This is a genomic window from Microbispora amethystogenes, from assembly GCF_016863015.1.
In the GTDB taxonomy this organism is placed as follows: domain Bacteria; phylum Actinomycetota; class Actinomycetes; order Streptosporangiales; family Streptosporangiaceae; genus Microbispora; species Microbispora amethystogenes.
Map to the genome: position 1 here is coordinate 133,963 of NZ_BOOB01000009.1, position 19,954 is coordinate 153,916.

Consider the following 19,954-nt stretch of genomic DNA (forward strand, 5'->3'; position numbering starts at 1 on the left):
TCTCCTATTCGAAACGCGCGTTGTCGGGCGTGGTCATGCGCCGCAGCAGCGGCAGCGTCGTGAGGATCACGAGGAGGGAGGCGGCCAGGCCACCGCCCAGGGAGGCGAAGTAGACGGGTCCCGGCATCGCGATCGACGCGCTCCTCATCGCGAGGGCGTCGATGAGCGGCTCGGCCACGCCGAAGCCGGAGCCGGCGGCGAGCACGGCGGCCAGCACGAGCGGCAGCGCCGACTCCAGCAGCACCACCGCGGCCAGGGTGCGCGTGGGCGTGCCGGCCAGCCGCAGCAGAGTGAACGGCTGCCTGCGCTCCACCAGCCCGCCGGCGGCCGCCACCACGAGGCCGCAGGCACCGGCGACCAGGGTGAGCCCGACCATGGCCAGCGCGACGTTCTCCGCCCGGACGTAGAGGTCCGCCCTGACCTCGGCGACCTCGGCGAAGGTCATCGGCGCTTCGACGGTGTAGCCGGACAGCAGGGTGCGCAGCCGCTCCAGCGTCGCGGGATCGCGTGTGGTGATCAGGACGGCCGCCAGGTCGAGCCCGTCGGTGGAGGCGGGCGGGCTGGCCGGGCCCGCCAGCGGAAGGAGTCTGTCGATGGTGAGAGGGTTGTCGGCGCCGACGATGCGGGCGAAGTTGCCCGCCACCGCCCTGGTGTTCCTGCCGTCGATGTTCACCGGACAGCGGCCGAGCACGGGGAAGCGGGCGAGGCCGGCGCACTCGACGGCGTACGGCGCGGGCGGCGGGCCGTCGGGCCGAGGGGGGACGCGTTCCATGTCCGCCCTGGCGTAGATCGGCAGCACGTCCACGCCTGGGCGGGCGTGCAGCCGGTCGAGGAGCTCCGTCCCCGCCCGCGGTGAGAGGCCGGAGACGCCCGGCCCGTCGAACCTGGCGCCCAGAACGTCGTTGAGCGTGCCCCCGGCCACCCTCTGCTGGCCGGCGACCACCGCCGGCACGAGGGCCGCGATCGTCGTTCCGACGAACACCGCCAGCACCAGCCCGCTCACCGACCTGAAGGCGGTATTCGGATCGGCGGCCAGGCGGCGCGCGGCCAGCAGCGTCACTCCGCCCCGGGTCAGCCGGGCGGCCAGCCGCGCGGCGGCCATGGTCAGCCAGGGACCGGCCAGCATCAGCCCGGCCATGACCAGCGCGAGCGCGACGACGGCAAGCGGATCGTCGGGCTTGCCGTTCCGGTACACCGGGCCCGCGAACATCCCCAGCCCCGCCAGCAGCGGGATCATCCGCCACGCTCGCGGCGGGGACGCGGCGGTCTTCCGCGCCACGCCGAGCGGCGAGATCCGCACCCGGCGCAGCGACCACAGGGCGGCACAGGCCGCCACGACCGGCACGCCGCCGAGCACGGCCGCGTACTGCCAGGCGTGCGGGGCGACCAGTTCGGGGAAGAACCGGGCACCGGTGATCCGCACCCCGGCCACGGCCGGCCGCACGAGCTGGAAGATCGCGAGACCGGCCAGCGCACCCGCCAGCCCGCCCAGCGCGGCGTCCACCGTCGCGAGCACGTTGATCTGCCGCGTGGTGGCTCCGACCAGGCGGATCGCGGCGAAGCGGGTCTCGCGGCGAGCCGCGGCCAGCCGGGTGGCGGTGCCCACGAGCACCAGCAGCGGGACGATCAGCCCGACGGCGGCGACGCCGAAGCCGAACCGGTAGACGTCCGCGCTGTCGTCGGCCGCGGGCATGGTGGAGACCGCGGAAACCGTGTCGACCTGCCTGGCACCCGGCATGGCGGCGACCTGATCCGGCGTCTGCCCCACCACGATGACGAGCTCGTCCGGCCCGGACAGCGCCGCGTCGCCGATCAGCCCGGTGCGCGTGCCGGGGAAGCGGGCGGCCAGCTCCTCACGCGGCGCCGAGTCCAGCAGCGCGGCGAGCGCGGGCGAGGCGTAGTACTGCCCCGGGCTCGGCATGCGGGACAGGCCGGGGACGACCGGCGCCCGCGTGCCGAGCGCGGCGGCGTCGAGCCTCTTGATCGTCCGGCCCGCGTAGAAGTCCTCGTGGTAGTTCCACAGCGCGCCGTCGGCCGTCGCGTCGAGGGCCCAGCCGCTGGGCGCCGAGCCGGTCACGCACTCCCAGCAGGGACGGCCGTCGGTGGCCTGGAAGGCGTTGAACAGCGACAGCGTGGCCAGCAGCACCGCGACGCCGGCCGCCACCCCGACGACGATCAGTGCCAGCCTGGCCGCCGCCTCCCTGCCGCTGCTCAGCGACAGCCGCAGGCCCAGCCGGATCATCGGGCGGCCCCGGTCGTGTACGGGTCGGAGACACGGCCGTCGCGCACCACGACCTCCCGGTCGGCGCAGGCGGCCACCCGGGCGTCGTGGGTCACCACGACCACGGTGGCGCCCTCCTCGCGGGCCAGGCCCACCAGCAGGTCCATCACGTGCTCGCCGGTGAGCGTGTCCAGCGCGCCGGTCGGCTCGTCGGCGAACACGACCCGCGGCCGGGTGACCAGCGCCCTGGCGATCGCGACGCGCTGCGCCTGCCCGCCGGACAGCTCCCCGGTGCGCCGGCCCCCCAGGTCGGCCAGCTCCAGCCGCTCCAGCCATTCGGCCGCCCGCCGCTCGGCGTGCCTTCTCCTGGTACGGCCCAGCAGCAGCGGCAGCATGACGTTGTCGGCCGCGGTCAGCTCCGGCACGAGCTGGCCGAACTGGAAGACGAAGCCGAAGGCGGTGCGCCGCAGCTCGCTGCGACGGCCGTCGTCCAGGGTGTCGAGGCGGCGTCCGTCGAACCAGACCTCGCCGCTGTCGGGCGTGAAGATGCCGGCCAGGCAGTGCAGCAGCGTCGACTTTCCGGAACCGCTGGGACCCATGATCGCCACGACCTCGCCCGCGGCCACCGACAGGTTCGCCTCGCGCAGTGCGGGCGTGCTGCCGTAGGAGCGGCTGACCCCCCGAGCCTCGACGATCACGATGCGCGCACCATCTCGGCCAGGGCCCCCAGCCGGGCCTGGGTGACGTCGATCCACCGCAGGTCCGCCTCCAGGTGGAACATGGCGTGGTCGGCCAGCAGGGCGTCGGTCAGGGAGCCGCCGCGCCTGACCTCCGTCAGTTCCCGCATGCGCCGCATGTGCGTGGCGCGCTGCGCGTCCAGATAGCCGGCCGCGTCACGGCCCAGCATCAGCGCCAGCACGACCTTGGTGAACAGCACCGTCTGCAGGTAGGGCTCGGCCGCGACCGGCTCGGCCAGCCACGTGGCGACCTCCTGCCTGCCCAGGGGGGTGATGGCGTAGCGCTTGCGGTCCGGCCCGTCGCCCGGTTCGCTCTGCCCGGTGACCTTGCCGTCCCTGGCCAGGCGGCCGAGCGTGGAGTACACCTGCCCGAAGGGCAGCGGCCTGCCCCGGCCGAAGAAGGCGTCGTAGTCGCGTTTCAGGTCGTATCCGTGGCTCGGCTCCCGCTCCAGCAGGCCGAGCAACGCGAGGGGAACGGTCATGCCCGCACTGTATACCTTGAGTGTATATACGCGGGGGATAAGTACCGATGAAAAAGGAACGGCCGGTCCATGAGGACCGGCCGTTCGCTACTGGGGTGAGTGATGGGACTTGAACCCACGACATCCAGGACCACAACCTGGCGCTCTGCCAGCTGAGCTACACCCACCATGTCCGCCGCTCGCGGCGTACGAAGAAAGTGTAGCGGTATTTTCGAGTCCTCCGCGCCCTCGATACCTGTCTGCCTACGATCCGGAGACGGCCTCGGCGACCTCGCGGGCGGTGGCCGAGTCGGGGCCCGGCTGCGGAACGAATACCGCGGCGCGGTAGTAGCGCAACTCCCGGATGCTCTCGGTGATGTCGGCCAGCGCGCGGTGCCCGCCCTGCTTCTCGGGGGAGGCGAAGTAGACCCGGGGATACCAGCGGCGGGCCAGTTCCTTGATCGACGAGACGTCGATCATCCGGTAGTGCAGGTGGCCGTCCACGAGGGGCATGTCCCGGGCGATGAAGGCACGGTCGGTCGCGATGGAGTTGCCGCACAGCGGCGCCCGCTTGGCCTCGGGGATGTGGGACCGGATGTAGTCGAGCACGACCGCCTCGGCCTCGGCCAGCGTGACCCCCGTCGAGAGGGCTCGCAGCAGTCCCGAGGCCGTGTGCATCTCCCGCACGACGTCCGACATCTGTTCCAGCGTCTCGGCGGGCGGCTTGATGACGACGTCAACGCCCTCGTCCAGCTGGTTCAGCTCGCCGTCCGTGACGATGCAGGCCACCTCGACCAGCGCGTCACGGCCCAGGTCGAGCCCGGTCATCTCACAGTCGATCCAAACCAGCGGGTCAGTCATGCCTCAAGCGTAATAGGGACGTCACTGGGCTTGGAGCGAGTTCAGCACCCGCTTGACGACCGACTGGTCCAGGTTGTCGGGCACGGAGACGTACAGCATCGCCGGTTGGACGCCCTGGCCGCGGTCCACGAGGACGAACGCGCCCCGCTCCGTCTTCCAGTCGAGCTTCTGCGCCGTGGCCGCCTGGGAGAAGTCCATCTCGAACTCGATGATCCAGCCCTGCTTGCCGCTCACCTTCAGGGCCTCGCTGCGCAGGACCCTGCGCTTGTGCGGGAGGCCGTAGAAGGCGGGTTCGTACGCGACGAGCATCGCCTGGGACAGCCGCTCGAAGTCCTGGGGGCCGGTGTAGGGGATGACCTTGGGCAGCTCGGCGGCGAAGACGCTGCCCACCCAGCTGGCGCCCTTGCCGTCGTAGTTCTGCTGGGACATCGCCTGGTAGCCGCTCGTCCACAGCGGGAACTGGTCGTTGGACGGGTTGTTGATCTCCTGCGACTTCGGCACCACCCACTTGCCGCCCGGGAAGGCGTAGGACAGCCCGGTCACCGAGTCGTTGATCCGCCCGCCGGTCGGCTCCGGCAGCGTGGGCAGCGGCCGGGTCGACTGCTCCGGGCTCGGCTCGGGCGGCACGGTCTGGTCCAGCGGCGGCGGGGCCGTCGTTACCGGCTCCGGCCGGGCGGTCACCGTTCCGGCGCGGTCGCGCAGCAGGACGAACGCGCCGCCGACGAGGAGCGCCAGCACGACCACCGCCGCGATGCCCCCGACGATCCAGGGCCACACCGCCGTGCTCCGCTGCTGCGTGCCGAACTCGGGCACGGGAAGCTGGGCCGTGGGCGCCCCCTGCCCTCCCGGATAGCCCGGCTGGCCCCACGGCGCCTGGCCTCCGGGACCGTAGCCCCCAGGGCCTCCAGGACGGGGGCCGCCGGGGCCGTAGCCTCCGGGACCGCCCGAGGGCTGGGTCCACTGCTGCGTCGGCGCCGTCTGTGACGGCACAGTCTGTGACATCTGGGCCGGCGGGGCCGGCGCTGTCTGGTCGGGCGCGGCCGCGGCCTCCTGCCCCGGCTGTCCCGGGGAGTGGGTGGCGTCGGTCCACTGGTTGCCGTCCCACCATCGCAGGAGGGGGGAGCCGTACGGGTCCGGATACCAGCCGGCAGGGGTCGTCATCATGCGCGCCACACTAATGAAGTCAGCATTTGTAGGTAAAACTTGCCGTGTCCTGAATCGGTTTTCCGGTCGTCGTGGGAGACAGGACACGGAGCGTCGCCGATCCCTTGAACGATCCGGGGCCGGTCACATTCCAGTGCAGGGGGAGCTGTACCGACGTGTCCCCGGAGGATACCCGCTGCTCCTTCTCCTGCCGTTTGCGGACGTCGCTGCGGATCCAGAGGTAGCGGATCGTCCCGGCCCCGCCGTTGGTCGTGACCACCCCGACGAAGTCGGCCGTGCCGTCGCAGCGCACCGTCTTCTTGGCCACCTTGACGTCCACGCCGCTCACCGCGGCCTCCACGGCGGGCGGTTGACGCAGCCACAGGAACACCGCCGCGATCAGGATCGCGAGCAGCACGGTGCCCGCCCAGGCCGTCGTACGCCGGCGGCGCCGGGGCGGGGCGGCGGGCGGGCGGGCCTGGGTGACGGCGGAGGTCCGGCCCGACCGCCAGATCTGCGCCGCCGTGGTCCTGCTCGGGGTCTCGGTCGGCACGCCCGGCCCGAACCGCATCATCACGTCGTCGTCCGCGCCGGGGGGCAGATCGGAGGGAAAGTCGAGCAGGGTCACCGCCTCACCCGCGGCGGGCACGACCGGCACAGGTACAGGCGCAGGGCCGGGACCAGAGACAGGCGCAGAGCCGGGAACAGGGCCGAGGAAGTCGCGCGCGGCCCGGGCGAGCCGGTCCCGCGTCATGAACCCGGGCGGCAGCCCCTCGCGCCCGGCGAGCAGGGTGTCGCGGGCGGCGGCCAGTCCGTGGGCGGTGGCGGCGGTGATCGCCCGGTGCAGCAGATCCGCCTCGGGCCCGTTCATCTGTCCGGCGGCGAGTTGCCGGGCGAGCGTCACCCAGGCCGCGACGTCGCGCTCCGGCGGCACGTGCTCGCCGCGGAGCGCCGCCACCAGGCCGCGCTCGGCGAGCAGCGCCGCGCCGTCCTCGGCGACGACGACCGTTCCGGCGCCGAACGCGCCGTGTGTCAGCCCGGCGGCGTGAACGGAGGCGAGCGTCTGCGCCGTCTCCAGGAGGACGGCCGCCACGCTGCCCGCGTCGAGATGCCCGCCGTTCCGCCGCAGCAGTTCGTCGAGGGCCGGCATCGCCCGGCCGGTGATCAGCCACACCTCGTCGCGCGCGGCCACCAGGTCGACGACGGGCAGCAGCCCCGCGGCCCCGCCGCGCTGGAGGCGCAGGTCGTCGGCGACCGTCGCGACCAGCCGTTCCCTCGCCCGGGCCGCCGCCGTGGGATCGAACCGCAGCACGCCGGACGGCCTGCCGCCGGGGGAGACCGCGTCCGTCCAGACGCCCGCCTCGCCGACCCGGGTGCGGCCGGTGAGCCGGTGCCCCGCGACCGTCACGCCTTCTCGCATCTGTGCCGCCTCCGGTGCCGTCCGCGCGTACGCTCCACGGCAAGTGTGGCGGGAACGAGGCCGGTCGTCACCGGGGAACATCCTGCGGCGGCGAACTGCCGCCGGGCTCGCTCACGGTCGGGGTGGGCCGCGTCGTGGGCGGCGCGGTGGTGCGGGTGGCGGTCGGCCGGGAGGTCGGACGCGTCGTGGGCTGCGGGTTTATCGTCGCGGTGACCGTGGGGTCGGGCTGCGAGGTGGGCTTCGCCGAGGGCTTCGGCCGCGTCGTGGGCCGCACAGTGGGCCTGACGGTGGGCTTGATCGTGGGCTTGACGGTCGGCTTGGTGGTGGGCTTGACCGTCGGTCTCACGGTCGGCCTGAGGGTCGGGTTCGCGGTGGGCCGCACGACCGGCGTCGGCGAGGCGGCCGGCTTCGGGCTGGTGGAAACCGGGGAGGGCTCGGGAGAAGGCTCAAGGTCCTCCGTGTCCTCCGGCTCCTCCGTCGGAGCGTCGCCGGCCGACGAGGGATCGAGGCCGAGAGGGCTCGGCGTCTCGATCGACGTGCCCGCCTGCAGGGTGGTCCCGCTGACCGTCTGCACCAGCGCCACGGTTCCGGCCGCGATCACGACCATGCCGGCCAGGGTCAGGCCGATCTTCATCCGGGCCTGGCCCAGCAGGCCGCCCAGCCGGGTCTCGGCCAGGGTCGTGCCCGCCTCGGGAACGTCCTTCTTGAGAGGGAAGAACGGCACCAGCAGCCCGGCGAGCGCCGCGAGCCGCCGCCGTCCCCTCTCCTCCCAGGCCGGGCCGTACGCGCCGGCGGCGACCGTCTCCAGCTCCCGCAGGAACTCCTCGGCGGAGCCGTACCGGTCCTCGGGCCGCTTGGCCATGCCGCGCTCCACGAGCTCGCGCAGCGGCGGCGGCACCTCGTCGACCGGCGGAGGGGTGGCCTGGTGCTGGCGGGCCAGCGCGGCGATGTTCTGGGCGCGGAACGGCCGGCTGCCGGTGAGGCACTCGAAGAACACGACGGTGGCCGCGTAGACGTCGCCGGCCGGGCCGGCCCTGCCGCCCGACCACTGCTCCGGCGCCATGTACGGCGGGGTGCCGGAGGCGCTCACGCCCTCCCCGGCCTGGACGGCGATGCCGAAGTCGACGAGCTTGCTGTTGCCGTCGGCCTCGACCATGACGTTCTCGGGCTTGTAGTCCCGGTGAACGACCCCGATCTCGTGCGCCGCGGCCAGGCCGAGCAGCGAGCCCTTCAGCACGGTGAGCGCGGCCTCGGGGCCGGTGGGCCCCTCCGAGCGCAGCATCGCGCGCAGCGAGACGCCGTCGACCAGTTCCATCACGATGGCCGCGCCGCGGGAGGTCTCGGCGTACTCGTAGAAGCGGGCCGCGTGCGGGTTGGGATCCATCGCCGCGAGCAGCCGGGCCTCGTGCCGGAACCGGGCGACGAAGTGGAGGTCCGTCATCAGCTGGTCGGACAGATACTTGATCGCCACAGGGATGTCGTCGGCGTCGTGCCGGGCGAGAATCACCCGCCCGCCGCCCCCTACGCCGAGTTCCCTGATCTCGGTGTAGCCGGGGACGCGCCAGGCGTCCGTATGGCCGTACATAACGGTCTCCTCATCGCCCGGGGCCCCCGCCGAATCCGAGACCGTAGCTTAGTGACGACCCAGCCATTAAGATGAAAAGTCACGATTTAGTCAGACTTGGTTGTCAATAATCACCTGAGGTTATTTGATGCACGAATCCGTCTGCCGGGTGATCGTGGAGGCACCGCCCGCCGCGGCCGGGGAGGTCGACGCGGTCACCGCATAAGAGTCGCAGGGCCATCGGGAGTAGGTGTACGAGGCCGTGACCGTGTAGCTGGTCTTGCCCGACAGGTTGTAGGTCTGGGTGGACACCCGCTCACCGCCGGACAGCCAGGTGAGGTTCAGCCGTACGGCGGAGGTGTTGCCCGCGGTGACGGCGATCGTGGCGGTCGCGGTCGTGCCCGTAATCGACAGGTTCTGCACGCTCACCCGGCTGACCGAGGCGGGGCAGCTCGCCGTGACCGACCGCGCCACCGAGCCGCCGGAGGCGGCCGGGCTGGTCGAGGCCGTGATCGTGACGGTCCCACAGGGGCGGCTGGAGAAGGTGTACGACAGCGTCCGCGTGTAGGACGTGGCCCCGGACAGGTTTACCGTCCGCGTGCCGCCGGTCGCCGAAGCCGCGGCGAACCGGCCGGTCAGGGTCACCGGGCCGGTGCCGTCGGTGGTCACCGTCACCGAGGCCGCCGCCGCTCCGGTGGAGGACACCGTCAGCGTGCCGACCTTGATCGCGGTGACGGTCGTCGGGCAGGCCGGCACCTTCGCCGTGGCCTCGCCGGCGCCGCCCGCCGCGGCCGGGCTGGTGGACACGCTCATGCCCCAGGTGCCCGAGCAGAGGCGGCCGAGGTCCGCGGACACCGTACGGGTGTAGGTCGTCGCGCCGCTGAGCGTGAGCGTGCGGGTGGCCTTCACCGTGCCGTCCGCGGTGAAGCGCACGGCGAGCCGCACCGTGCCGGGGCCGTTGGTCTTGACGGTAACCGTTCCGCTGCCCGCCCCGGCCTTGTACGTCAACCCGCTCACCCCCAGATCGGCGACCTTCAACGCGGCCGTGGAGGGTGTCGGTGACGGCGTGCGTGACGGCCTCGGGGTGGGGTGCCCGGTCGAGCCGGGCGCCGACGCGGACGGCCGCGCGGTGCGCGTGTGCGACGGCGTCGCCGAGGGCCGCCCCGACGGCGACGCGGGTGACGGCGTATGCGACGGTGTGTGTGACGGTGTGTGTGATGGTGCCGCGGAAGGGCTCTCGGCGGGCGTCTCCTCCGGTGTCGTCTCCGGTGTCCCTTCGGGGGCCGTCTCGGGAACGACCGGCGTCCCCGGCCCCGTGGCCGCCACGACCGGGTCCCCGATCGGGGTCTCGTACCCGGCCGAGCCCAGGGCGTACGCGCCGATGCCGCCGCCGGTGAGCACCAGCAGCACCGCTCCGGCGGTGAGCAGGAATCCCTTGCTCCGCACCGAGCGCAGTGAGCGCAGCGCCGTCGTGAACAGCGAGGTGCCGGCCTCCAGGGGACGCACCCGGTTCAGCGGGAACGTCGCCGCGAGGGCCGCGGCGAGGGCGGCGAGCCTGCGACGGCCGCGCTCCTCCCAGGCCGGGCCGTACGCGGCGGTCGCGGCCTCCTCCAGTTCGGCGACGAATGCGGCGGCGCCGGAGGGCCGCGACACCGGGTCCTTCGCCATCCCCCGCTCGACGAGACGCCGCAACGGCTCGGGGACCTCCTCGACCGGCACCGGCGCCGTCTGGTGCAGGTGGCGCAGCACGGCGTGCTCGGTCGCCCGATACGGCCGGTGTCCGGTCAGGCACTCGAAGAAGACCGCGGTCGCGGCGTACACGTCGGAGGCGGGCGAGGCGGGCACGCCCGCCCACTGCTCCGGCGCCATGTACGGCGGCGTGCCGGCCGCTTCGCCCCCCTCCCCGGCCCGTACGGCGATGCCGAAGTCGGCGAGCTTGCTCGTCCCGTCGGCCGTGACCAGAACGTTCTCGGGCTTGTAGTCACGGTGCACGAGGCCGGTCGCGTGCGCCGCGGCCAGGCCGAGCAGCGAGCCCTTCAGCACGGCGAGCGCGGCCTCGGGGCCGGTCGCGCCCTGCTCGCGCAGCAGTGCCCGCAGCGTGGGGCCGTCGACGAGCTCCATGACGATGGCGGCGCCCCGCGCGGTCTCCAGGTACTCGTAGAGCCGTACGACGTGGGAGTTGTCGAGCTCCACGAGCAGACGGGCCTCCCGCCGGAACCGGGCGACGAAGCCCTCTTCCCGGCGCAGCTCCTCCGAGAGATACTTGATCGCCACCGGGGCGCCGGACCGCTCGTGGACGGCGAGGACGACGCGGCCGCCGCCCCCCGCGCCCAGTTCGCGGGTCACCGTGTAACCGGGCACGTCCCAGTGCTCGGCGGAACTCATGAGGCCTCCCCAGGTCTGACAGGTGGGCCGCAGTGTCGATGAAACCGCTTGCAAAGCGCTTAACAGCGGTCTCTGACGTGCGGGGGGACCGGGATGCCGGGGGTGAGGCGCGGGTCGGGCTCGGGGACGCCCCAGGAGACGGCGAGCGGCAGCACGCCCGCCCAGACGGGCAGGTCGTAGTCTTCCTCGTCGTCCTTCGGCGGTCCCTGCCGCACCTTCACCGACGCCTCCTCCAGCGACAGCGCGAGCACGGCCGTGGCGGCCATCTCCTTGCGGTCGGGCGGGCGGACGACGTCCCACTGGCCGGGCGCGAGCTGCTCGGTGATCGCCCGCAGCCCCGCGAGCCGCTCCTCGGGGTCGTCCACGAGCCGGGCCGTGCCGTAGACCATGGCGCAGCGGTAGTTCACCGAGTGGTGGAACGCGGAGCGGGCCAGCACGACGCCGTCGAGGTGGGTCACGGTGACGCAGACCTGGCCGCCTGAGCCGGCCCGGAGCGAGGTGGCCCCGGTGGAGCCGTGCAGGTAGAGGGTGTCGCCGATCCGCCCGTAGCCGGTGGGGATCACCATGGGGGAGCCGCCGGCCAGCACGCCGAGGTGACAGACGAGACCGGCGTCCAGGATGGCGTACAGGTCGGCGCGGTCGGTGCGGGCGCGGTCCTTCGCGCGGTTCAGGGTGGTGCGGGTGGTCGCGGAGAGCATGTCCGTTACGTTATGTCCAGGGTGGACTGGTGGAACATGTCCACTTCTGGCCGCCGGGGGGAGACCACTTTTGCGGACAACACTGTTTTTGCGGAGAACACTGTGCGCCTGACCATCGACGTGCCGGTGACGGTGGACCGCGCCGGGCCTGTGCCGCTCGCCGTCCAGGTCGCCGCCCAGCTGCGGGAGGCCATGCGTACGGGCGGGCTCAAGGCGGGGGAGCGGCTGCCGTCCACCCGGAGGCTCGCGGTCCTGCTGGGGGTCAGCAGGACCGTCGTGACCGACGCCTACCAGCAGCTCTACGCGGAGGGGTGGCTGGAGGGGCGGCACGGCTCTGGCACCTACGTCGCCGAGGACGCGCTGCCGTACGAGTACCCGTCCCCGAACCACGCCTCCCCGGCGCCGGCCGCTCCCGGCGGCCCCCCGGTGATCAGCACCCCGGTGATCGGCGACGTGGTGATCGGCGACATGGTGGACCTTCGGCCGGGGCGGCCGTGGGTGTTCGGCTACGACCGGGCGGCCTGGCGGCGGGCCTGGCGATCCGCCGGTGACCTGCCGCTGAACGCCTTCCCCGACCCCTACGGCCACCCGGAGCTGCGCGAACTGCTGGCCGGGCACCTGCGCAGGGCCCGGGCGGTGCCGGTGGACGCGGGGAACGTCATGGTGACCCGGGGCACCGGCAACGGCCTCGACCTGGTCGCCGCCACGCTGCTGGGCCCGGGGACCCGGGCCGGGGTCGAGGAGCCGGGCTGGGGGGCGGCCCGGCGCGTGTTCGCCTCGCGGGGGGCCGAGGTCGTGCCCTGCCCGGTGGACGAGCAGGGCGTGATCGTCGAGGCGCTCCCCGACGACCTGCGGGTGCTCTACACCACCCCCGCGCACCAGTTCCCGCTGGGCGGCAGGCTGCCGATCCCCCGCAGGGAGCGGCTGCTCGCCTGGGCCCGCAGGACCGGCGCGATCGTCGTGGAGGACGACTACGACGCCGAGTTCCGCTACGACGTCGCGCCGCTGCCCGCGCTCTACGGGCTCGATCCCGCGCGGGTGGTGCTGCTCGGCACGCTGTCGAAGTCGCTCGGCCCCGACGTGGGGCTCGGCTGGCTGGTCGCCCCGGCGGACCTGCTCGCCAGGGTCGCCGAGCGCCGGGCACGGGTCGCCGACCGCACGTCGGGGCCGGTCCAGCGGGCCGTGACGACCCTGCTGGAACGCGGCGACCTCGACCGGCACCTGCGCAGGATGCGGCTGGAGTACGCCCGCCGCAGGGCCGCCATCGTCGAGGCGCTCGGGCCGTACGTGCGGGGCGACACGGCCGGGCTCCACGTGATGGTCGCGCTGCCCGCCGCGGTCGTCCCCGGCCTCGTACGGCGGGCCGGGGACCACGGCGTGCTCCTGGACACGACCGAACGCCACCACCACGGGCCGCCCCGGGTGCACGGCCTCGTGCTGGGGTACGGCTCCGCCTCCCTCGCCGGGGTGCGGCGCGGATGCGCGGTGATCCGGTCGCTCATACCTCCTGGAGAAGCCTGAGCCCGCCCCGGGGGAGGGAGTCCTCCAGGCCGGGCGCGTCCTCTCCGATGATGCGGCCGATGTCGATCGACCCCGGGTCGCCCTCCCGGGTGCCGGGCACCTGGGAGTGGCCGAAGTGCCCGCCCCGTGCCCACAGGCGCCTGCTGCGCTCCGCCGCCAGGGAATGGGGATAGGGCAGCGGGGGGCCGGCCGGCCAGCGGCGCGGCACCCCCCAGGAGTCGAGCCAGGCCAGGATGTCGTCCAAGCCGTCGAGCTTGGTGTCGGTGAACGGTTCCCTCGCCGAACCGATGACGTGGATCTGCACGCAGACCCGTCCGTTCCTGCCCCGGTCCGCGGCCAGCGCGCCGCCCGCCCGGGTGGGCGGGAGCAACTGGACGATCTCCCCGGTCACCGGGTTCCACACCAGGTGGGAGGGCCGGCGGAGTTGGAGCAGCCGCTGGGCGACGGATCTGGCCGAAACCCCGTGGGGATCGGCGGGCCAGATGAACCAGACGGTCCTCGGGGCTCCTCCGAGCATCGATCCGGAGTCCCCGGGGGAGGGAAGTCGGCTTGCGCCGGGCAGCCATGCTTGGGCCACAATGCCCCCTCAAATCCTCGGTCGCGTCGTTTTTCCCCTTTCAAACTTTCATCGACACCTCAGGACGCGTGATTGTTACCGCCCGGTGCGGATCTCCTCACGGGGAGGGAGAGGGTGCCGGATCGCCGGCGGGAGACGGGCCGGTCGTGGCCCCGTCGCCGTGGCCGTCGTCGGGGTCGTCCGGCCGGGTGGTCGGCCCGGGCCCGCCGTCGCCTTCCTGCCCGTCCCAGGAGAGCCGGCAGGACGGCCGGCCCGCGGCCGACTGGAAGGTCACCACACCGCTGCCCGGGACCGCCGGATCGGCGACGGCGAGCGTGATCCGGCCGCTCGCTCCCGCGCGCAGCCTGCCCTGCCGCGGGGAGACGGTGATGCCGCCCGACGTGCCGGCCGACCACTCGATCGCCGAGCCGCGCGCGGCCAGCGTGATCGTCGCGCCGGTGGCCCCGCCGAGGTCGCCCGGGCACAGGGCGGTCAGCGACGGCTTCGGCGCGCGGGTCGTACGGGTGGATGTCGGCCGCGACCGCCCCGGCGGTGGGAGGGTGTGGGGCGGGGCGGTCGCGGCCGGGTGGGGGGACGACTGGGGGGAATCGGGAGAACCGGGGGAACCGGGGGAATCGTCCGAAGGGGCGGAGGGCTCGTTGGCCTGCTCGTCCACCGGGTCCTCGCCAGTTGGCGGCTCGCCCTCGTCCAGATCCAGCGTGGGGTCCAGTGCGGGGTCCGGCGCGGGAGAGGCCGCAGGAGAGGTGGTGGGGGGCACGCGCACCGCCTCCAGGCGATCGGCGGGGGACTCCCCGGAGACCAGCGCGAGCCCGCCCGCGGTGGCGAAGACGCAGGCGGCGGCGAGCAGCACCGGGGCGACCTTGAGCGGACGAGGCCGTCTGCGCACGCGCCCACCCCCATGCTCACCGCGGCGCCTGCGCCCGGCGCGCCCCTGTGCCCGGCCCGGCGACACGGCGGCCGGGAAGCCGCGGTCGTCGAGGGGAGCGGTGGCATCAGGCGGGGGGTCGGCGCGCAGGATCGAGTCGATCACCTGGCGGCGGGCGGACAGCGGCGGATACGCGACGGGGATCATGTCGAGCAGCCGCTCGGCCGACACGTGCCTGCCCCGGCCCTCCCTGCAGATCTCGCAGCCGGCGACGTGCCTGCTCAGCCGCTTGCGCAGCGTGTCGCTCAGCGGCCCGTCCCGCCAGTCGGCGCCCACGCCGTTGTCCACCAGCGCCGACAGGCCCGGGCAGTGGGCCCGGCCCACCCGGGCCAGCACGAGGGCCGCCGCGCCGTTCTCCAGGTGGTCCTGGGCACGGGTGAGCCTTGCCGACACCTGCCGGGAGGAGAGCCCGAGGACCGATCCGGCCTCGGCGGGCGTCAGGCCGTGCCGTACGGCGAGGGTGAGCACCTCGCGCTCGGCGGCGCCGAGTTCCCCCAGCACCTCCTGCACGAGCGCCGCGAGCGGGGGATCGGCCGACTCGTCGAGAGCGATCACCGGTCCGGCGTGGCCTCCCGTGGTGCCGGGCGCGGCGCACTCGGACCGGGTCAGCGCGTACAGCCACGCCCGCAGCCGGGCGGGCTCGGTCAGCCGCTCCGCGTAGCAGGACCCGGCGACCAGCGCGTCGTGCATGGCGCGCGCCGCGGCCTCCAGGTCGCGAAGCAGGGTGTAGGCGTAGTCGCTCAGCCGGTCGGCGTACGCGTCGTACAGGGCGGGCGCCGCCTCGGCGTCGCCGCGCCGCAGCGCCTCCAGCAGTCGATGGTCGTCGGCTCGCCCGACGCCGGGCCATTCGGGCAACGGATGTTCCTCCCCGTGTGACGGAACCGGATATCGCCGATCCCCACACGAGTGGGACGCCGCCCTGACGGGCGCCGTTTACGGGTCGCGCGGCCGTGCCCGAAGCCATGCCCAACCGGCATGACCTGCGAAAACAGTGACTCCTGCGGCCCTTGTGAATCAGGAGGTCACCGGGAGATCACTGCTGGCCGCCGTCCCCGCAGTCGGGCGCGCAGAGGCGGCGCGCGATGCCCTTGAGGAAGATGTTGCGGATCTCCAGCACCGTCTGCGGGAAGAACGCGGTGCCGCCCGTGGCCTTGGCGATGGAGGTCATCTGCGTCCGGTCCTCGTCCTTCTGGGTGTTGTAGGAGATGATCAGGAGGCTGACCGGCCGCTTGGGATCGAAGGCGCCCTTCAGCTTCCGCAGGATCTCGGTGTTGGAGATGCCGCCGTTCGGGTCGTCGTTGCCGACGCCGTCGGTGAACAGCAGGATCGTGTTGACCTTGTCGGGCTCGTACTCCTTGGTCATCTTCTGGTAGGCGGCCCACAGCGTGTCGTTCAGGCCGGTGTTCCCGGTGGGGATGGCCCGCGACTTCTGCAGCGCCTGCGTGATCACGTCACGGCGGGTCACGCCGTTGATCTGCTGGGCCAGCGGCCCGATGTGCACGATGGGCTTCCAGTCGACGCCCTCTCCGCGCAGGTTGTCGGAGAAGGCCCAGATGCCGATCTCGGCCTTGTCGGGGAACAGCTTCAGGCCCTCGACGCTGATGTCGGTGATCGCGCGCATCCGGGTGATGCCGCTCTTGTCGGCGGGCAGCGCCATGGTGCCGGAGATGTCCATCAGCGCGAGCAGCTTGGTGCCGAGCTTGATCTGGTGCCAGGCCTGGGAGAGGCGGGCGACGGCCGCCGCGTCCGGCAACGGGATCGTGGCCGGCTTCTTGGCGCTGACGCCGTTGTCCGGCTTGAGCAGGCTGCCGCCCTTGCCGTCCGGCGTGCGGAAACCGTAGTCCTGGACGGTCTTCCTCCCGCTGGGCGAGGAGACCTCGGTCGCGAAGGCCTGCGCCGCCCTGCGCGCCGCGGTGTCCCCGGCCGTGACGACCATCGGGTAGTCGAGGCTGACCGTGCCCTCGGCCGGGTAGAGCGCGACCGCCGGGTTCGAGGGGGTCGTCGTCGTGTTGTACGACCAGACGGCCTGCTCGGAGGTCACGCCGACGGGAATGCGGGCCGTGGCCTTGGTCAGCGTGGCGAACAGGCTGTCCGGCGACGGCACGGTCGACTCCGAGAGCCGCCGCAGCACGCCGACGAGCGTCTCCTCGCTCCCGCCTCCCTGGTTGAGCACGGCGGCCCCGGCCAGCAGCGCGCCGAGACCCGCGGCGTTCTGGGTGGGGTCGAGCGCGAGCACGCGCACCTTCTTCGCCAGGCCGTCGGGGTTGGCGGCGTTCGCGGCGCTCATCAGGCCGGTCCAGCTCGGGCTGAAGGCCGACTGCAGCTTGTCCGCGCCGGCCCTGGACGCGGCCAGCACGACGGGGGTGCTGGCGGCGTTCGCCGCGGGCTTGGGCGCGCTCTTCAGGCCGGACAGCCAGAGGCTGGAGTCGGGGATCCACAGGTCGGGGTCGAGCTTGCCGCTGGTGGGCCCGGTGCCGGCCAGCCCGTTGGCGACGTCGGCGGACTGGGCGGCCTTGACCGTCACCGCGACGCACCTGCCGTCCACGGACTTGCCCGCCTGGCCGAACCTTGAGGCGATCTTCTTGATGGCCGGCTGGATGTCGGGTGAGGCCACGACGGACAGCGACACCTTCTCACCGGCGCAGCCGGGGCTCTTGTTCACCACCACGTACGCCGCGACGCCGAGGAGCACGGCCAGGGCGACCGCCCCGGCCAGGGGGACCAGCACCGAGCCCCGCCCGGCCCGCCGCCGCGGCGGCGGCTCGTACGGCTGCTCATACGCGGGCCCATACGCGGGCCCATATGGGGGCTCGTACGGGGGCTCGTGCGGTGGCTTGTAGGGGGGTTCGAAGCCGCCATCCAACTCGTCTGTGCGGTGCCGTCCGCCCACGGTGCCCTCTTTCTCCGTATTGCTAACGGGAAGATACTGGCAGGGCGAAGCACGGTGATACGGCCGTTTCTCCGTCTGGGCATGGTTCTGTCAGGCATGGTTCGGGGCAGGGCCGGCGGACGGCGTACCCTGGGCCGGTGGTCATCCCGGTCGAGGACGCCGCCGACGCCCGTCTGGCGGACTACATGCGGTTGCGCGACGTCGACCTGCGCAGGAGCGTGGAGAGCGAGCGCGGGCTGTTCGTCGCCGAGGGCGAGAAGGTGATCAGGCGCGCGATCGGGGCCGGACATCCGGTGCGCTCGGTGCTCACCACGGCCAAGTGGCTCGACGCGCTGGCCGACGTCGTCGAGGGTGCCGCTGGGGAGACCACCGTCTATCTCGTCTCCGACGAGGTGATGGAGGGGGTCACCGGCTTCCCGGTGCACCGGGGCGCGCTCGCCGCCATGGAACGGACGGAGCTGCCCTCCGTCGGCGCCCTCCTGACCGGCGCCGAGAGGATCCTCGTCCTGGAGGACCTGGTCGACCACGGCAACGTGGGGGCGATCTTCCGCTGCGCGGCGGCGCTCGGCGTCGGCGCGATCGTGCTGTCCCCGCGCTGCGCCGACCCTCTCTACCGCAGGGCCGTCAAGGTGTCGATGGGCGCGGTCTTCGCCATCCCGTACGCCCGGATGACCGACTGGCACGGCGGGCTGGCGGAGGTCAGGGCGGCCGGGTTCCGCCTGCTGGCGCTCACGCCGGACCAGTCGGCCGTGCCGCTCGACGAGGTTCCGCTGTCCGGCCGGGTCGCCCTCATGCTCGGCTCCGAGGGCGACGGGCTGTCGTCCCACTGGCTGCGCGAGGCCGACCAGCCCGTCTGCATCCCGATGAGCCCGCGCGCGATGGACCTCGGCGTCGACTCGCTCAACGTGGTCGCCGCCGCGGCCGTCGCCTGCCACGGCCTGCTCAGGAACCAGGTCCCAAACCGGGTCACGGGCTGACTCACGGGGTGAATCAGGGAAGCGCGAGCCCTTCCTCGTCGATCCAGTCGAGGAGCTTGCGCGCGGTGGTGTAGCGCGCCTTGTCGCTGCGCTCGCCCAGCAGCACCCCGACGTACGTGCGATCGTCGCGGGTGACGGCGAACGACAGGCAGTATCCGGCCTGGCGCGTGTAGCCGGTCTTCAGCCCCACCGCGCCGTCCTTCAGCAGTTCGTTGGTGTTGCGCCACACGTGCGCCCGGTGGAGGCGCGACTTCGTCACCGCGCGCTTGGGGCTCCTGGCGACGGACGCGATCACCGGGTCCCGCAGCGCGGCCACGGCCAGCGTGGCCTGGTCGCGGGCGGTGGAGTAGCCCTTTGAAGGCAGCCCGTCGGGGTTGGCGTAACGGGTGTCGCGCAGCCCGAGACGCTTCGCCGTGTCGTTCATCTGCCCCACGAACTTCGCCGTTCCCGGGCCGTACCGCTCGGCCAGGGCGTGCGCGGCGTCGGCGCCGGAGGGCAGCATGAGCGCGTAGAGCAGGTCGCGCACGGTGAGCCGCTCGCCCGCCCGCAGCCCCGCCGCCGAGGCCCCGCCGGCCAGGGCGTGCTTCACGTCGGCCTTGGTGATCGTCACCACGTCGTCCAGTCGGGCCCGGCGGCGGACCACGTACGCGGTCATGACCTTGGTGAGGCTCGCGACCGGCACCCGCCGCGTCTCCCGCTTGGCGAACTGGATCGTTCCCGTCGTCACGTCGACCAGATAGGCCTCAGTGGCCGTCACCGACGGCCCCGCGGCCTGTGCCGTGGACACCGTGGCCGACACCGGGCGGGCGTCCGCGGGCGGAGCGGCGGCCCCTGCCGTGACGAGGGCGGCGGCGGTCAGCGCGATGAGTACCCCGTTACGCATCCCGACATGATCGCACGGCTTCGGGGGCGGGGGCGCCGCGCCGGTTCCTCCGGCGCCGCAGGAGCAGCGCGACCCCCACGGCCGCCGCCAGCACGGCCGCGGCGGCCAGGGCCGGAGACCGGGCCGCGAGCGACAGCCAGGCCCACAGGAGCGAGTAGAGACCGAAGGAGGTCACCGGCACCCAGGTCAGGCAGCCGAGGGCGCTCGCCACCAGATACCAGCGGTAGTCCACCCGCAGCGCGCCGGCCACCCACGGCAGGGTGTGCCGGAGCCCCGGCACCCAGAAGCAGCCGTACACGGCGAGCGCGCCCCACCGGCGCACCACGCCCTCCACGCGCTCGATCCGCTCCCGGCCGATCCTGCGGCCCATCCGGGAGCGGTAGAGGGCGTCGCCGAGCCTGCGGCCGATCCAGTAGTACGCCTGGAACGCGCCGAACAGGGCGACCGCGCCGACCGCGACGACCAGCCACAGGGGCAGGCCGAACACCGAGGCCGCCGTAGGGTCAGGAATTCGCACGTGGCCACACCTTAGCGTCACCGAACGCCACGTTTGCAAGCAGATGGCAACTCACGGTCAATCCACCCTCCGTACACCTGAGAGTGACGAAACACGAGGCGAGGGGTTCGCGAAGTAGTGCGGTGTGACGCGATCGGGGGACGCGCCCACCACCGACAGGGGCCTTCGCGAACT

General features: G+C 73.2%; 16 protein-coding genes and 1 tRNA gene. 2 read left to right on the forward strand and 15 right to left on the reverse strand.

What is annotated here, in order from left to right:
- Positions 1–4: 4 nt before the first annotated feature.
- The 10 genes from Mam01_RS06445 to Mam01_RS06490 form a co-directional block, all read right to left on the reverse strand.
- Positions 5–2,242, reverse strand: coding sequence for an FtsX-like permease family protein (locus Mam01_RS06445; protein WP_204284487.1), 2,238 nt, complete (start codon positions 2,240–2,242; stop codon positions 5–7).
- The gene (locus Mam01_RS06450; protein ID WP_239101083.1) at positions 2,239–2,919 is read right to left on the reverse strand and encodes an ABC transporter ATP-binding protein; all 681 of its coding nucleotides are present in this window, start codon (positions 2,917–2,919) and stop codon (positions 2,239–2,241) included. The genes Mam01_RS06445 and Mam01_RS06450 overlap by 4 nt, the downstream gene beginning before the upstream one ends.
- Entirely contained in the window at positions 2,916–3,440 is a 525-nt protein-coding gene (locus tag Mam01_RS06455) for a PadR family transcriptional regulator (RefSeq protein WP_204284488.1), read from the reverse strand. The genes Mam01_RS06450 and Mam01_RS06455 overlap by 4 nt, the downstream gene beginning before the upstream one ends.
- A 91-nt stretch (positions 3,441–3,531) precedes the next feature.
- Positions 3,532–3,607 (reverse strand) — tRNA-His (locus Mam01_RS06460).
- Between the two features lie 76 nt (positions 3,608–3,683).
- Entirely contained in the window at positions 3,684–4,280 is a 597-nt protein-coding gene (gene orn, locus Mam01_RS06465) for an oligoribonuclease (RefSeq protein WP_150935300.1), read from the reverse strand.
- Positions 4,281–4,301: 21 nt separating this feature from the next.
- Positions 4,302–5,444: a DUF2510 domain-containing protein gene (locus Mam01_RS06470; RefSeq protein ID WP_204284489.1), complete on the reverse strand. Its 1,143-nt coding sequence runs from the start codon at positions 5,442–5,444 to the stop codon at positions 4,302–4,304.
- Between the two features lie 19 nt (positions 5,445–5,463).
- Positions 5,464–6,843 carry a protein kinase family protein gene (locus tag Mam01_RS06475; RefSeq protein WP_204284490.1) on the reverse strand — a complete coding sequence of 460 codons (1,380 nt, stop codon included), beginning with the start codon at positions 6,841–6,843 and terminating at the stop codon, positions 5,464–5,466.
- A 67-nt stretch (positions 6,844–6,910) separates the two neighbouring features.
- Positions 6,911–8,428, reverse strand: coding sequence for a serine/threonine protein kinase (locus tag Mam01_RS06480; protein WP_239101084.1), 1,518 nt, complete (start codon positions 8,426–8,428; stop codon positions 6,911–6,913).
- Positions 8,429–8,548: 120 nt separating this feature from the next.
- A complete protein-coding gene (locus Mam01_RS06485) occupies positions 8,549–10,792 on the reverse strand; it encodes a serine/threonine-protein kinase (protein WP_204284491.1) in 2,244 nt (747 codons plus the stop codon).
- A 59-nt stretch (positions 10,793–10,851) separates the two neighbouring features.
- Positions 10,852–11,490 (reverse strand): pyridoxamine 5'-phosphate oxidase family protein, encoded by a 639-nt coding sequence (locus tag Mam01_RS06490; RefSeq protein ID WP_204284492.1) that lies wholly within the window; start codon positions 11,488–11,490, stop codon positions 10,852–10,854.
- A gap of 102 nt (positions 11,491–11,592) precedes the next feature.
- Here Mam01_RS06490 and pdxR point away from each other — a divergent pair, with 102 nt between their 5' ends.
- Positions 11,593–13,011 carry a MocR-like pyridoxine biosynthesis transcription factor PdxR gene (pdxR, locus tag Mam01_RS06495; protein ID WP_239101085.1) on the forward strand — a complete coding sequence of 473 codons (1,419 nt, stop codon included), beginning with the start codon at positions 11,593–11,595 and terminating at the stop codon, positions 13,009–13,011.
- Here the strand turns inward: pdxR and Mam01_RS06500 are convergent.
- From Mam01_RS06500 to Mam01_RS06510, 3 genes are all read right to left on the reverse strand, one after another.
- Complete coding sequence (locus Mam01_RS06500; protein WP_150935294.1) at positions 12,989–13,528, reverse strand: hypothetical protein; 540 nt, start codon at positions 13,526–13,528, stop codon at positions 12,989–12,991. The genes pdxR and Mam01_RS06500 overlap by 23 nt on opposite strands.
- Positions 13,529–13,685: 157 nt before the next feature.
- Positions 13,686–15,368 carry a sigma factor-like helix-turn-helix DNA-binding protein gene (locus Mam01_RS06505; protein WP_204284493.1) on the reverse strand — a complete coding sequence of 561 codons (1,683 nt, stop codon included), beginning with the start codon at positions 15,366–15,368 and terminating at the stop codon, positions 13,686–13,688.
- 178 nt (positions 15,369–15,546) lie between these two features.
- Positions 15,547–17,241 (reverse strand): substrate-binding domain-containing protein, encoded by a 1,695-nt coding sequence (locus tag Mam01_RS06510; protein WP_204284494.1) that lies wholly within the window; start codon positions 17,239–17,241, stop codon positions 15,547–15,549.
- A gap of 347 nt (positions 17,242–17,588) precedes the next feature.
- Between Mam01_RS06510 and Mam01_RS06515 the strand changes: the two genes are divergently transcribed.
- Positions 17,589–18,380 (forward strand): TrmH family RNA methyltransferase, encoded by a 792-nt coding sequence (locus tag Mam01_RS06515; RefSeq protein ID WP_204284692.1) that lies wholly within the window; start codon positions 17,589–17,591, stop codon positions 18,378–18,380.
- Between the two features lie 13 nt (positions 18,381–18,393).
- Here Mam01_RS06515 and Mam01_RS06520 read toward each other — a convergent pair whose 3' ends face one another.
- Positions 18,394–19,263 carry a D-alanyl-D-alanine carboxypeptidase family protein gene (locus Mam01_RS06520; protein WP_204284495.1) on the reverse strand — a complete coding sequence of 290 codons (870 nt, stop codon included), beginning with the start codon at positions 19,261–19,263 and terminating at the stop codon, positions 18,394–18,396.
- Positions 19,256–19,780, reverse strand: coding sequence for a DedA family protein (locus tag Mam01_RS06525; RefSeq protein WP_239101087.1), 525 nt, complete (start codon positions 19,778–19,780; stop codon positions 19,256–19,258). Before Mam01_RS06525 ends, Mam01_RS06520 begins: the two co-directional genes overlap by 8 nt.
- Positions 19,781–19,954 lie beyond the last annotated feature (174 nt).

Excerpts from the sequence above, each read along its gene's own strand:
- Mam01_RS06500 (WP_150935294.1), bottom strand. The coding sequence starts at position 13,528 with ATGCTCGGAGGAGCCCCGAGGACCGTCTGGTTCATCTGGCCCGCCGAT.
- Mam01_RS06490 (WP_204284492.1), bottom strand. The coding sequence starts at position 11,490 with ATGCTCTCCGCGACCACCCGCACCACCCTGAACCGCGCGAAGGACCGC.
- Mam01_RS06480 (WP_239101084.1), bottom strand. The coding sequence starts at position 8,428 with ATGTACGGCCATACGGACGCCTGGCGCGTCCCCGGCTACACCGAGATC.
- Mam01_RS06520 (WP_204284495.1), bottom strand. The coding sequence starts at position 19,263 with ATGCGTAACGGGGTACTCATCGCGCTGACCGCCGCCGCCCTCGTCACG.
- Mam01_RS06515 (WP_204284692.1), top strand. The coding sequence starts at position 17,589 with ATGCGGTTGCGCGACGTCGACCTGCGCAGGAGCGTGGAGAGCGAGCGC.
- Mam01_RS06445 (WP_204284487.1), bottom strand. The coding sequence starts at position 2,242 with ATGATCCGGCTGGGCCTGCGGCTGTCGCTGAGCAGCGGCAGGGAGGCG.
- Mam01_RS06475 (WP_204284490.1), bottom strand. The coding sequence starts at position 6,843 with ATGCGAGAAGGCGTGACGGTCGCGGGGCACCGGCTCACCGGCCGCACC.
- Mam01_RS06470 (WP_204284489.1), bottom strand. The coding sequence starts at position 5,444 with ATGATGACGACCCCTGCCGGCTGGTATCCGGACCCGTACGGCTCCCCC.
- Mam01_RS06455 (WP_204284488.1), bottom strand. The coding sequence starts at position 3,440 with ATGACCGTTCCCCTCGCGTTGCTCGGCCTGCTGGAGCGGGAGCCGAGC.
- Mam01_RS06485 (WP_204284491.1), bottom strand. The coding sequence starts at position 10,792 with ATGAGTTCCGCCGAGCACTGGGACGTGCCCGGTTACACGGTGACCCGC.
- orn (WP_150935300.1), bottom strand. The coding sequence starts at position 4,280 with ATGACTGACCCGCTGGTTTGGATCGACTGTGAGATGACCGGGCTCGAC.